This window comes from Micromonospora sp. RP3T (assembly GCF_003027925.1).
Lineage (GTDB): Bacteria > Actinomycetota > Actinomycetes > Mycobacteriales > Micromonosporaceae > Micromonospora.
On the sequence record NZ_PYPS01000013.1, the window covers coordinates 57687 to 70363 of the forward strand.

Genomic DNA, 12677 nt, shown 5'->3' on the forward strand with positions numbered 1-12677 from the left:
GGTTCCGGGGTTAGCTATATACGCGAGGTATACACTCGGTGTAGTGTAACCGCATGACCGTTCCCCTGACCCTGCTCGGCCTGCTCGAACGCGAGCCGAGCCATGGCTACGACCTGAAACGCGACTACGACACGTTCTTCGGGCGCGGCAAACCGCTGCCGTACGGGCAGGTCTACTCGACGCTCAGCCGGCTGGCCCGGGACGGCAAGGTGGTGGTCAGCGACGTCGAGCCCGGCGCCGGTCCGGACCGCAAGCGCTACGTCATCACCGACCGGGGCGCCACCGAGGTGGAGCACTGGCTCACCGAGCCGGTCGAGCCGGAACCCCACCTGCAGACCGTGCTGTTCGCCAAGGTCGTGCTCGCGCTGATGCTCGATCGTCCGGCCGAGGCGTACCTGGACACCCAGCGCGCCGCCCACCTGCACCGGATGCGCGAGCTGACCGAGATCAAGCGGAGCGGCGGGCTGGTCGACGTGATGCTCGCCGACCACGGCCTCTACCACCTGGAGGCGGACCTGCGCTGGATCGAGGCGACCGGCGCCCGACTCGACGCGCTGCGGAAGGAGGTCCGGCGATGACCGTGACGATCGAGGCCCGCGACGTCACGTTCGCGTTCGGCGAGACCCCCGCGCTGCGCGGCGCGAGCCTGGCCGTGGCGGCCGGCGAGATCATCGCCGTGATGGGGCCCAGCGGCTCCGGCAAGTCGACGTTGCTGCACTGCCTGGCCGGCATCCTGGTGCCCGACTCCGGCGAGGTCCGCTGCGGCGACGTGCGGATCGACACGCTCGGCGAGGCCGACCGGAGCGCGCTGCGCCGCGACCGCTTCGGGTTCGTCTTCCAGTTCGGCCAGCTCGTCCCGGAACTCACCGCGGCGGAGAACGTCGCGCTGCCACTGCTGCTCGGCGGCATCCGGCGTGGGCCGGCGCTGCGGGCCGCCCGCGCCTGGTTCGAGCGGCTCGGGCTGGCCGGCCTGGAGCACCGCCGCTCCGGTGAGCTGTCCGGCGGGCAGGCGCAGCGGGTCGCGCTGGCCCGGGGCCTGGTCGCCCGCCCACAGGTGCTCTTCGCCGACGAGCCCACCGGCGCGCTCGACTCGCTCACCGGCGAGGAGGTGATGGGCCTGCTCGTCGACACCGCCCGGGAGCAGGGCACCACAGTCGTCCTGGTCACCCACGAACCGCGCGTCGCCGCGTACGCCGACCGCGAGGTCGTGGTGCGGGACGGGCGGATCAACGCCCCGGCCCGGGTCGGCTCGTGATATCCCTCGCGCTCCGGCTCGCCGTCGCGGGTGGTCGGGAGGCGCTCGTCCGGCTGGCCGCCATCGCCGCCGCCGTCGCGATCGGCACCGGGCTGCTGCTCACCACCGTGGCCGGCGTGCACGCCACCAACGCCCAGCTCGGCCGGTACGCCGCGATGTATCCGCAGGAGACGGCGGGCGACGACGTCGACCCGCTGCTCTGGTCGACCCGGTTCGACTACTTCCACGGCACCCAGATCCAGCGCATCGACGTCGCCGCGACCGGGCCGGCCGCGCCCACCCCGGTCGGCGTGCCCCGAGCGCCCGGCCCCGGCGAGTACTACGCCTCCCCGGCGTTGCGGAAGCTGCTCGCCACCACCCCGGCCGACCAGCTCGGCGACCGCTATCCCGGCCGCGACCTCGGCCCCGTCGGCCCGGCGGGGCTGACCTCGCCGGACACCCTGCTGATCCTCGTCGGCGGGACGCCGGAGCAGGTCGGCGCGCTGGACCGGGTCCGGAAGGTCACCCGGGTGGACGGCAACGAGGCGCCGCTGCCGGAGACCGCGATCGACCTCATCCTGGGCGTGGTGGCGGGCGGGCTGCTCTTTCCCGTGCTCATCTTCATCGGCACCGCGACCCGGCTCGGCGCCGCTCGCCGGGAGCAACGCTTCGCCGCGATGCGCCTGGTCGGGGCCACCCCGCGACAGATCTCGGTGGTCGCGGCCGTGGAGGCCACGCTCGCGGCGGTGGCCGGCGCCGCGGTCGGCTTCGCGCTGTTCCTCGCGTTCCGCCGGCAACTCGCCGCGATCCCGTTCACCGGCGTGCCGTACTTCCCCGACGACCTCGCCCTCGGGTTGCCGGACGTCCTGCTGGTGGCGCTCGGGGTGCCGGCGGGCGCGGCGGTCGCCGCCTGGGTGGCGTTGCGCCGGGTGCGGATCTCCCCGCTCGGCGTCACCCGGCGGGTGACGCCGCGGCCGCCGCGGGCGTACCGGTTGATCCCGCTCCTGCTCGGTTTCGCCGGGCTGGGCCTCGGCCTGCTCTACCGGCCCGACACCGGCGACGGTCAGACCGCGCTCTTCCTTCCCTCCCTGCTGCTGGTGATGACCGGGCTGGTCACCGGCGGGCCCTGGCTGACCATGGTCGGCGCCCGGGTGATGGCCGCCCGCGCCGGCCGACCGGCGGCGCTGATCGCCGCCCGCCGGCTCGCCGACAACCCGGCCGCCGGCTTCCGAGCGGTCAGCGGCGTGATGCTCGCGTTGTTCGTGACCACAGTGGCGGTCGGCGTCATGGGGACGATCGCCGCCGAGCGCGGCCCGGCCCCCCGGGGTTCGCTGGAGGCCGGCCGGCTGTCCTTCTGGTTGGGGGAGGACGCGCAGGTGCCCGCCACGCTGCCGGCCGACCTGTCCGCGGTCCCCGGCGTGCGCGACCTGGTGGTCATCCGGGAGAACCCGGTGCGCGGCGCGGGCCACGACTACGGGGTGATCGCCTGCGCCGACATCCCGGCCGCCTACGGGCGGTGCGCCGACGGGGCGAGCGTCGCCGAGGTGGCGTCGGACCTGATCCCCTGGCGGGAGTCCGCCTCGGCGGACCGGGTCTGGCCCGCGTCCCCGGTCGAGCCGGCCGCACTCCCGCGGCTGCCGGTGGGTTCCGTGGCGGTCCACGCGGAGGGCACCGTCGCGATCGAGCGGGCCCGGACGGTCATCGAGGCCGCGTTCCCCGCCTACGTGGTGGCGCCGAACGTGCCCGGCGACTTCGAGTCCGACTTCGCCAACACGATGCGGGGCTGGCAGCGGCTGGCCGACGTGGTCGTGGTGGCCAGCCTCGTGCTCGCCGGATGCAGCCTGGCGGTCGGTGTGGCGGCCGGCCTCAGCGAGCGGAGGCGGCCGTTCAGCCTGCTGCGGCTCAGCGGCGCGCCGGTGCGACTGCTGCGCCGGGTGGTGGCGCTGGAGAGCGTGGTGCCGATGCTGACCGTCGCCGCGGTCGCGGTCGGGATGGGCCTGGTCGCCGCGCACCTGTTCCTGCGCGCGCAGATGCACTACGACCTGCGCCTGCCCGGGGTCGGGTTCGCCGCCGTGGTGGCCGTCGGGCTGCTCGGCTGCCTGGCCGTCATCGCCGCCACGCTGCCACTGCTGGAACGCGTCACCGGCCCGCAGACCGCCCGCAGCGAATGACCCGCCCGGTGGGCCGGCCACATGTGCGGGCCCGGCCGGCCCACCGGCGCGGACATCCAACTGTGTGGTTTTGCACAGCCCCTTTTACTGAACGGTAACTTAAACTCCGGCCATGGATGACGCGACGCCGGGACGCCTGCCGGAGCGGGACCGCCCGTGGGTGATGCGCACGTACGCCGGGCACTCCTCCGCCGCGGCCTCCAACGCGCTCTACCGCCGCAACCTGGCCAAGGGGCAGACCGGGCTGTCGGTCGCGTTCGACCTGCCCACCCAGACCGGCTACGACCCCGACCACGAGCTGGCCGCCGGCGAGGTGGGTCGGGTCGGCGTGCCGGTGGCCCACCTCGGCGACATGCGCACGCTCGTCGAGGGCATCCCGCTGGCCGAGATGAACACCTCGATGACCATCAACGCGCCGGCCATGTGGATGCTCGCGCTCTACGGCACGGCCGCCGTCGAGCAGGGCGCCGAGCTGCGCCGCTGCGCCGGCACCACGCAGAACGACATCATCAAGGAGTACCTCTCCCGGGGGACGTACATCTTCCCGCCGGCCGCATCGCTGCGGCTGACCGCCGACGTCATCGCGTACACGCTGCGGGAGATGCCGCGGTGGAACCCGGTCAACATCTGCTCGTACCACCTCCAGGAGGCCGGCGCGACGCCGGTGCAGGAGGTCGGCTTCGCGCTCGCCACCGCGGTCGCCGTGCTGGACACCGTGCGCGACTCCGGGCAGGTGCCGGCCGAGCGGATGGGCGACGTGGTGCAGCGGATCTCGTTCTTCGTCAACGCCGGGGTGCGCTTCGTCGAGGAGATCGCCAAGATGCGCGCGTTCGGCGCGCTCTGGGACGAGATCACCCGCGACCGCTACGGCGTGACCGAGGCGAAGCAGCGCCGGTTCCGCTACGGCGTGCAGGTCAACTCGTTGGGCCTGACCGAGGCGCAGCCGGAGAACAACATCCAGCGGATCGTGCTGGAGATGCTCGGCGTCACGCTGTCCCGGGACGCCCGGGCCCGTGCCGTGCAGCTCCCCGCCTGGAACGAGGCGCTCGGCCTGCCCCGCCCGTGGGACCAGCAGTGGTCACTGCGCATGCAGCAGGTGTTGGCGTACGAGTCGGACCTGCTCGAATATCCCGACCTGTTCGACGGCTCGCACGTGATGACCGCGCTCGTCGACGACATCGTCACCGGTGCCCGGGTCGAGCTGGACAAGGTGCTGGAGATGGGCGGCGTGGTGACCGCCGTGGAGTCCGGCTACCTCAAGAGCGCGCTGGTCGCCTCGCTGGCCGACCGGCGCCGGCGGATGGAGACCGGCACCGACGTGGTGATCGGCGTCAACCGGTTCACCGAGACCGAGCCGTCCCCGCTGACCGCGGCCGGCGCCGAGGCGATCGAGCAGGTGGACCCGGCGGTCGAGGCGGCTGCCGCGGCCGGCGTACGCGAATGGCGGGCCGGCCGGGACGCGACGGCGGTCGACGCCGCGCTGGCGCGCCTGCGCGCGGACGCCGCGACCACCGTGAACCTGATGCCGGCGACGCTGGCCTGCGTGGCCGCCGGGGTGACCACCGGGGAGTGGGCGGGCGCCTTGCGCCAGGTGTTCGGCGAGTACCGCGCGCCGACCGGGCTGACCGGCGCGGCCGGGGCCGGTGGCGACGCGAACCTGACGGCGGTCCGGGAGCGGGTCGCCGCGACCGCGCGGGAGCTGGGCACCGGTCGGCTGCGGCTGCTGGTCGGCAAGCCGGGGCTGGACGGGCACTCCAACGGCGCGGAGCAGATCGCGGTACGCGCCCGCGACGCCGGCTTCGAGGTGATCTACCAGGGCATCCGGTTGACCGCCGGGCAGATCGTGGCCGCCGCGGTGGAGGAGGACGTCGACCTGGTCGGGCTCTCCGTGCTCTCCGGCTCGCACCTGGCCGCCGTGCCGGCGGTGCTGGACGGTCTGCGCGCGGCCGGCCGGGGTGACCTGCCGGTGGTGGTGGGCGGCATCATCCCGCCGCGCGACGCCGAGGAGCTGCGGGCCGCCGGGGTGGCGCGGGTGTTCACGCCGAAGGACTTCGCGCTCACCGGCATCATCGACGAGTTGGTCACCGTCATCCGCGAGCGGATGTAAGGCGGGGCCCCTTCTTAACGCATTCGGTAGAGGCGGGGCCCCTTCTTAACACCTGTCGGCCGAGCGCGGAGGGTCAACGGCCCCGGTAGGTCATGCAGTCGGCCATGTCCATGTCCGGGCCGACCGTGATGGCCGGGGCGTGGCACTCCAGATCGGCATTGTGCTGGCAGTCGGATCGCGAGCAGGCGCCGACCTGGGCGATCGACTGTGCGATCCCGCCGCGCACCGGCATCTCCACGAAGGTGTGGCAGTGCGCGTGATCGCTGCTGCCGATCGTGATGGCGAAGGCATGGCAGTCGTTCGTGTGGTTGTAGGCGCAGGAGCGGACGGCGCACTCCTGGACCCGTGGCATTTCCATCGACGCGGTCATTCCCGTACCTCCATGGGCTCTTGCCCCGATTTTAGAGGTTTTGGGGGTTGTTGCGGGTCAGACGCGGAAGCCGGCGGCCCGCGCCGCCGCGCGTTCCCGGCGGCGGTCCTTCCGACGGCGGAACAGCCAGACCACGAACACCACCAGGCCGACCGCGAACACCAGCACCAGCACCGGCAGCAGGATCGCCACCACGGACATGACCACGCTCGTCGCGTCCTCGGCGGTGCTGGCCACCGGGGCGCCGAAACCGGCAGTGGTGGCGTTGACGACCGGCCGGGCGGCGGCCTTGAGCAGATGCACGCCGAGCGCGATCAGCACGCCCACCACCACCGGCACCCACTGGTGGGTGGAGAAGAACGTGTCCGGGTCGCTGACCGTGACCGTCTCCGAGCCGGACCCGGCGCCGAAGGCCAGACCGCCGGCGGTCGGCCGGACCACGGTCTGCACCATGTCGTTGACGTGGTCGACCACGGGCACCTTGTCGGCCACCATCTCGACCGCCAGCAGGACGGCGAGGATCGTCAGCACCCAGCCGTTGCCGAGCCACTGCCAGCCGCTCGGCAGCTCGATCAGGTCGGTGTAGCGGGCCAGCAGGCCCATCAGCATCAGCGGGATGTAGGCGTTCAGGCCCGCCGAGGCGGCCAGACCGGAACCGGTGAGGACTTCGAGCACGATTTCAGAATGGCACCGGTGCGCCAGTGGCGCTCGTCGGCGTCGGCGGAGGGCTCGGCTACCCTCGTCGGGTGCGGTTGGTCATTGCGAAGTGCTCGGTGGACTATGTCGGACGGCTCTCGGCGCACCTGCCGCCGGCCACCCGGCTGCTCATGGTCAAGGCGGACGGCTCGGTGTCGATCCACGCGGACGACCGGGCCTACAAGCCGTTGAACTGGATGAGCCCGCCGTGTCGGCTGGAGGAGGCGCCCGGCGTCTGGCGGGTGGTCAACAAGGCCGGCGAGGAGCTGCGCATCACCCTGGAGGAGATCTTCCAGGACACCTCGTACGAGCTGGGCATCGACCCCGGGTTGCGCAAGGACGGCGTGGAGGCGCACCTCCAGGAGCTGCTCGCCGCCAACCCGGGCACCCTGGGCGAGGGCTACACGCTGGTCCGGCGGGAGTACATGACCGCGATCGGCCCGGTCGACCTGCTCTGCCGGGACGCCGACGCCGGCGCGGTCGCGGTCGAGGTGAAGCGGCGCGGCGAGATCGACGGGGTGGAGCAGCTCACCCGCTACCTGGAGCTGATGAACCGGGACCCGCTGCTCGCGCCGGTCACCGGCGTGTTCGCCGCGCAGGAGATCAAGCCGCAGGCCCGGGTGCTCGCCGCCGACCGCGGCATCCGCTGCGTGGTGGTCGACTACGACAGGCTGCGCGGCATCGAGCGCGACGAGCTGACGCTGTTCTAGCGGCCAGCGGCCAGCGGCCAGCGGCCAGCGGCCAGCGGTTAGCTCCTAGCTCTTCCGGCCGTACATCAGCTTGGCGACCTTGACCAGGCGAGCGACGTCGGCCGGGGTGCGCTCGAACGTCATGGCCGGCAGCAGCGAGCGGGCCCGACGGCGGGTGACCGCCTTGGGGCGACCGAACTCGCGCAGCCCGTCCTCGCCGTGGATCCGGCCGAAGCCGGACTCGCCGGTGCCGCCGAACGGCAGCGTGGACATGCCGGCGAAGGTCAGCGCCGAGTTGACCGAGGCCATCCCGGAGCGCAGCCGCCGCGCCACGGCCACCGCCCGCGCCCGGCCGAAGACCGAACCTCCGAGCCCGTACGGCAGCGCGTTGGCGCGCTCGACGGCCTCGTCGACGTCGCGGACCCGGTTGACGGTCAGCGTCGGCCCGAACGTCTCCTCGCGGACGGCGGCGGAGTCCTCCGGCACGTCGACCAGCACGGTCGGGTGCACGTACGGCGGCTGGACCGCCTCCGGGCCGCCGAGCACCGCCCGGCCGCCCCGGGCGACCGCGTCGTCGATGTGCCGCCGGATCACGTCGATCTGGGACGGCATGGTGATCGGGCCGAGGTCGGTGCCGTCGGCGCCCACGGTCAGCCGGCCGGCCTTCGCCACCACCTTGTCGACGAACGCGTCGAAGACCTGGTCGACCGCGTAGACCCGCTCGATGCCGATGCAGGTCTGGCCGGCGTTGGTCAGCCCGCCCCAGACGGCCGCCTCGGCGGCGGCGTCCAGGTCGGCGTCCGAGTCGACGATCATGGCGTCCTTGCCGCCGGCCTCCAGCAGCACCGGGGTGAGCGTCTCGGCGCAGGCCGCCATGACCTTCTTGGCGGTGGCGGTCGAGCCGGTGAAGGCCACCTTGGCCACGCCGGACCGGCACAGCGCCGCGCCGACGTCGCCGAGCCCGTGCACCGCCTGGAACACCGGCTGCTCCGGCACCACCTCGGCGAACCGGTCGACCAGCCACTGGCCCACCGCCGGGGTGTACTCGCTCGGCTTGAACACCACCGCGTTGCCGGCGGCCAGCGCGTACGCCGCCGAGCCGATCGGGGTGAAGACCGGGTAGTTCCACGGACCGATCACGCCGACCACGCCGTACGGCTGGTATTCCAGGTGGCCGGTGAACTCGGCGAGGATCAACCGGGAGCGGACCCGGCGGGGCCCGAGCACGCGCGGGGCGTTACGGGCCGCCCAGTCGACGTGCTCCAGCGCGGTGAGGATCTCCACCACGGCGTCGCCGACCGGCTTGCCGCCCTCGGTGTGCATCAGGTCGGCCAGCTCCTCGATGCGCCGGGCGAGCACGCCGCGCCAGCGCTGGAGCCGGTTCCGCCGGCCGGTGAAGCCGAGCCCGGACCACCACTCGCCGGCCGGGCGGGCCCGGTCGACGGCGGCGCGTACGTCCGCCTCGGTGGCCACCGGGAGCCGTCCGGCCTCCGCGCCGGTCGCCGGGCTGGTCGACACCAGTCGACCGGCCTCGATGAGCGGGGTTCCGGGGAGATGCACTGCGGTCATGGCCGAAGTCTAGACCCGAATATTACTCATGGGTAGGTGGCGGAGGCCCGCTACGCTGCCCGGACCGATGCCCATCACATCGACACACGTGATGTCCGAACGCGCCCGGTGCGGCCACCCGAACGGCGAACGGGAGGTGACCGGCCGGGGTCGCGCGGGTGACCGCGCGGGGGTGGGAGCCACTACGGTGAGGTGGCAGGCTGACGCCGCGGGGCGATGTGGGGTGGAGGTCGACTGTCCATGGAGGAGCATCCGGAGTTGATGCCGTTGCTGACGGTGTCGGGCGGAGCGATGCGCGGGCTCAGTTTCCGGGTCGGCCGGGGCGTGCAGGTGATCGGCCGCGCGCCGACCGCCGACGTCGTGCTCGCCGACCCGCACCTGAGTCGACGGCACGCCACCATCCAGGCCACCGCGGAGGGGGTGCTGCTCACCGACCTCGGCTCGACCAACGGCACCTGGCTCAACGACACCCGGATCACCGGCAGTGTGCCGATCTCCGACGGCGACGTGGTCCGGCTCGGCCGCACCGACCTACGCCTCTACGATCCCGGCGTGGCCCGGACCGACCCGGTCGGGATGACCTTCGGCGCGCCCCGCCGCGACCAGCGGCCCACGCTGCCGCTGCCGGTCCCGGCGCCCCGACAGTCGATCGAGTCCCGCGAGGCGCAACCCGCCGACGCCCGCTGACCGCCGCACCCGCGCGCACCCCCACGATCACCGTTGGGCGCGAATTCACGGAAAGTGTGGCTGTCGCGGCCCGAATGGGCGCACTTTCCGGGAAACAGGGCGCGCGCGGGGTGGGGCGGCGGTGTGTGGGGCGGGCACATGGCTTCCGGGCGGGCGGTGTGCCAGCATGCGCTGATGCGGAGCGCGCGGCACACGGTCCAGGCCAACGGCATCACCCAGGCGGTCCGGGTGGCCGGGCCACTCGACGGCGTGCCGGTGCTGCTGGTGCACGGCAACGTCTCCTCGTCGGCGTTCTGGGAACCGCTGCTGCCGGAACTGCCGGCGACGCTCCGGGTGGTCGCCCCCGACCTGCGCGGCTACGGCGAGACCGACACCGCGCCGGTCGACGCCACCCGCGGCGTCGGTGACTTCGCCGACGACGTGGCCGCCCTGCTCGACACCCCCGGGCTGTTCGCCCCCGGCGCCCGGCCGGTGGTGGTCGGGCACTCGCTCGGCGGCGGCGTGGCGATGCGGCTGCTGGTCGACCGGCCGGAACGGGTGGCCGGGCTGCTGCTGGCGGCGCCGGTGTCGCCGTACGGCTTCGGGGGCACCCGGGACCTCGACGGCGCCCCCACCACGCCCGACTTCGCCGGCACCGGCGCGGGCGGCGCGAACCCGGACTTCGTGGCCCGGCTCGCCGCCGGTGACCGGGGCGCCGACGGCCCCACCAGCCCGCGCAACGTGCTGCGCGCCGCGTACGTGGCCGACCCGGCGTCGCTCGGCGACCACGAGGACCTGCTGCTGGAGAGCATGCTGACCACCGCCACCGGGGACGATAACTATCCCGGCACCGCAGCCGCCTCGGACCACTGGCCGGGGACCGCCGCCGGGCGGCGCGGCGTGCTCAACGCGTTGGCCCCGACCCACTTCCGGCTCGCCGACGAACTGGTCGCCGTGCCGGTCAAGCCGCCGGTGACCTGGGTACGCGGCGACGCCGACGTGATCGTCTCGGACACCTCACTGTTCGACCTGGCGTACCTCGGTCAGCTCGGGATCGTGCCCGGCTGGCCCGGCGCCGAGGGGTGCCCGCCACAGCCGATGGTCGGCCAGACCCGCGCGGTGCTGGACCGGTACGCGGCGGCCGGCGGGTCGTACCGGGAGGTGGCGCTGCCCGGCTGCGGGCACAGCCCGCACCTGGAACGACCGGCCGAGTTCGTCGCCGAGCTGCTGGCGCTCGCCGGGGTGACCGCGCCGGCGTGAGGCGCGGTGCGTGAAATATCCCACCGCGTCTCGACAACACAGCGTCACGTGGCAGACTCCGGCGCATAACCCTAGCGGCCGTTCATGTCGGCAACGGCGGAGGCAACCGAGGGAGGCCGGTCGTGGCGCGCGAGTTCACCCGGGTGGGCGTGGTGGGTCTGGGCACCATGGGTGCCGGCATCGTCGAGGTGTTCGCCCGCAACGGCGTCGACGTGACCGCGGTGGAGATCTCCGACGCCGCGCTGGAACGCGGCCGGGTCACGCTCACCGGTTCCACCGACCGCGCGGTGGCCAAGGGCAAGCTAGCCGAGGCCGACCGGGACGCGCTGCTGGCGCGGGTGGACTTCCAGGTCGGGCTGGGCGCGCTGCACGACGTGGACCTGGTGATCGAGGCGGTGCCCGAGCACCTGGACCTCAAGCAGCGGATCTTCGCCGAGCTGGACCGGGTCTGCAAGCCCGACGCCATCCTGGCCACCAACACCTCGTCGCTGAGCGTCACCGAGATCTCGGTCGCCACCACCCGTCCGAACCAGGTCATCGGCATCCACTTCTTCAACCCCGCCCCGGTGATGAAGCTGGTCGAGGTGGTCCGCACGGTGGTCACCTCCGCCGAGGTGGTGGCCGACGTGGAGGCGCTCTGCGCCCGCCTCGGCAAGGTCGACGTGACGATCAGCGACCGGGCCGGCTTCATCGCGAACGCGCTGCTCTTCGGCTACCTGAACCACGCGGTCGGCATGTTCGAGGCGCGCTACGCCACCCGCGAGGACATCGACGCGGCCATGAAGCTCGGCTGCGGCCTGCCCATGGGCCCGCTGGCGCTGATGGACCTGATCGGCCTGGACACCGCGTACGAGATCCTGGACACGATGTACCGGCGTGGCGGCCGGGACCGCCGGCACGCCCCGGCCCCGCTGCTCAAGCAGATGGTCACCGCCGGGCTGCTCGGCCGGAAGTCCGGCCGCGGCTTCTACACCTACGAGCGGCCGGGCTCGCCCAAGGTCGTACCCGACGAGCACACGCCGGTGGCCGCGGCGGCCGCGCACGCCGACGGCGCGCGCGTGGTCGCGAAGGTCGGTGTGGTCGGCTCCGGGACCATGGCCACCGGCATCATCGAGGTCTTCGCCAAGGCCGGCTACGAGGTCATCTCGGTGACCCGGGGCGCGGAGAAGTCCGCCAAGGTCTGCGAGGCGGTCAAGACCTCGCTCAACAAGGGTGTCGTCCGGGGCAAGCTCGCCGAGACCGACCGGGACGCCGCGCTGGGCCGGGTCACCTGGTCCGCCACGCTGGAGCACCTCGCCGACGTCGACCTGGTGGTCGAGGCCGTGGTCGAGGAGCTGAGCGTCAAGAAGGCGCTGTTCGCCAGCCTGGACGAGATCTGCAAGCCGGGCGTGGTGCTCGCCACCACCACCTCGTCGCTGCCGGTGATCGACGTGGCGATGGCCACCCAGCGCCCGGCCGACGTGATCGGCCTGCACTTCTTCAACCCGGCGCCGATCATGCCGCTGGTGGAGATCGTGCGGACCATCCGCACCTCCGCCGAGACGTCGGCCACCGCCCGCGCGGTCTGCGCCACGCTCGGCAAGACCGGCGTGGTCTGCGGCGACCGGTCCGGTTTCATCGTCAACGCGCTGCTCTTCCCGTACCTGAACGACGCGGTGAAGATGCTGGAGGCCAGCTACTCCACCGCCGACGACATCGACCACGCGATGAAGCTCGGCTGCGGGTACCCGATGGGCCCGTTCGAGCTGCTCGACGTGGTCGGCCTGGACGTCTCGCTGGCCATCCAGCGGGAGCTGTACCTCGAACTGCGCGAGCCCGGCTTCGCGCCGGCGCCGCTGCTGGAGCATCTGGTCACCGCCGGCTACCTGGGCCGCAAGAGCGGTCGCGGGTTCCGCGACCACACCAACCGCTGACC

The 12677-nt window shown here is 73.2% G+C and carries 11 protein-coding genes; 8 read left to right on the forward strand and 3 right to left on the reverse strand.

The genetic code is table 11. The features are described from left to right. Window positions 1-53 precede the first annotated feature (53 nt). The 4 genes from C8054_RS12825 (at window position 54) to C8054_RS12840 (ending at window position 5512) form a co-directional block, all read left to right on the forward strand. A complete protein-coding gene (locus C8054_RS12825; protein WP_107157011.1) occupies window positions 54-578 on the forward strand; it encodes a PadR family transcriptional regulator in 525 nt (174 codons plus the stop codon). Continuing rightward, the gene (locus tag C8054_RS12830) at window positions 575-1255 is read left to right on the forward strand and encodes an ABC transporter ATP-binding protein (protein ID WP_107157012.1); all 681 of its coding nucleotides are present in this window, start codon (window positions 575-577) and stop codon (window positions 1253-1255) included. Before C8054_RS12825 ends, C8054_RS12830 begins: the two co-directional genes overlap by 4 nt. Continuing rightward, window positions 1252-3405 carry an FtsX-like permease family protein gene (locus C8054_RS12835; RefSeq protein ID WP_107157013.1) on the forward strand — a complete coding sequence of 718 codons (2154 nt, stop codon included), beginning with the start codon at window positions 1252-1254 and terminating at the stop codon, window positions 3403-3405. The genes C8054_RS12830 and C8054_RS12835 overlap by 4 nt, the downstream gene beginning before the upstream one ends. A gap of 112 nt (window positions 3406-3517) precedes the next feature. Beyond that, entirely contained in the window at window positions 3518-5512 is a 1995-nt protein-coding gene (locus tag C8054_RS12840; protein WP_107157014.1) for a protein meaA, read from the forward strand. 73 nt (window positions 5513-5585) lie between these two features. On the opposite strand, the gene C8054_RS12845 is transcribed toward C8054_RS12840, so the two are convergent. Next, a complete protein-coding gene (locus tag C8054_RS12845; protein ID WP_107157015.1) occupies window positions 5586-5882 on the reverse strand; it encodes a DUF1540 domain-containing protein in 297 nt (98 codons plus the stop codon). Between the two features lie 57 nt (window positions 5883-5939). After that, window positions 5940-6557: a DUF4126 domain-containing protein gene (locus C8054_RS12850; RefSeq protein ID WP_107157016.1), complete on the reverse strand. Its 618-nt coding sequence runs from the start codon at window positions 6555-6557 to the stop codon at window positions 5940-5942. A gap of 71 nt (window positions 6558-6628) precedes the next feature. Between C8054_RS12850 and nucS the strand changes: the two genes are divergently transcribed. Further along, window positions 6629-7288 carry an endonuclease NucS gene (gene nucS / locus C8054_RS12855; RefSeq protein ID WP_107157103.1) on the forward strand — a complete coding sequence of 220 codons (660 nt, stop codon included), beginning with the start codon at window positions 6629-6631 and terminating at the stop codon, window positions 7286-7288. Between the two features lie 45 nt (window positions 7289-7333). On the opposite strand, the gene C8054_RS12860 is transcribed toward nucS, so the two are convergent. Beyond that, window positions 7334-8836, reverse strand: coding sequence for an aldehyde dehydrogenase family protein (locus tag C8054_RS12860; RefSeq protein WP_107157017.1), 1503 nt, complete (start codon window positions 8834-8836; stop codon window positions 7334-7336). A gap of 240 nt (window positions 8837-9076) precedes the next feature. Here C8054_RS12860 and C8054_RS12865 point away from each other — a divergent pair, with 240 nt between their 5' ends. The 3 genes from C8054_RS12865 to C8054_RS12875 all read left to right on the forward strand — a co-directional run bounded on the left by C8054_RS12865 (window position 9077) and on the right by C8054_RS12875 (window position 12675). Then, window positions 9077-9523, forward strand: coding sequence for an FHA domain-containing protein (locus C8054_RS12865; protein WP_107157018.1), 447 nt, complete (start codon window positions 9077-9079; stop codon window positions 9521-9523). A 174-nt stretch (window positions 9524-9697) separates the two neighbouring features. Next, window positions 9698-10762, forward strand: coding sequence for an alpha/beta hydrolase (locus tag C8054_RS12870; RefSeq protein ID WP_107157019.1), 1065 nt, complete (start codon window positions 9698-9700; stop codon window positions 10760-10762). Between the two features lie 122 nt (window positions 10763-10884). Beyond that, window positions 10885-12675, forward strand: a complete 1791-nt coding sequence (locus tag C8054_RS12875) for a 3-hydroxyacyl-CoA dehydrogenase family protein (protein WP_107157020.1) — start codon at window positions 10885-10887, stop codon at window positions 12673-12675. The last annotated feature ends 2 nt before the right edge of the window (window positions 12676-12677 follow it).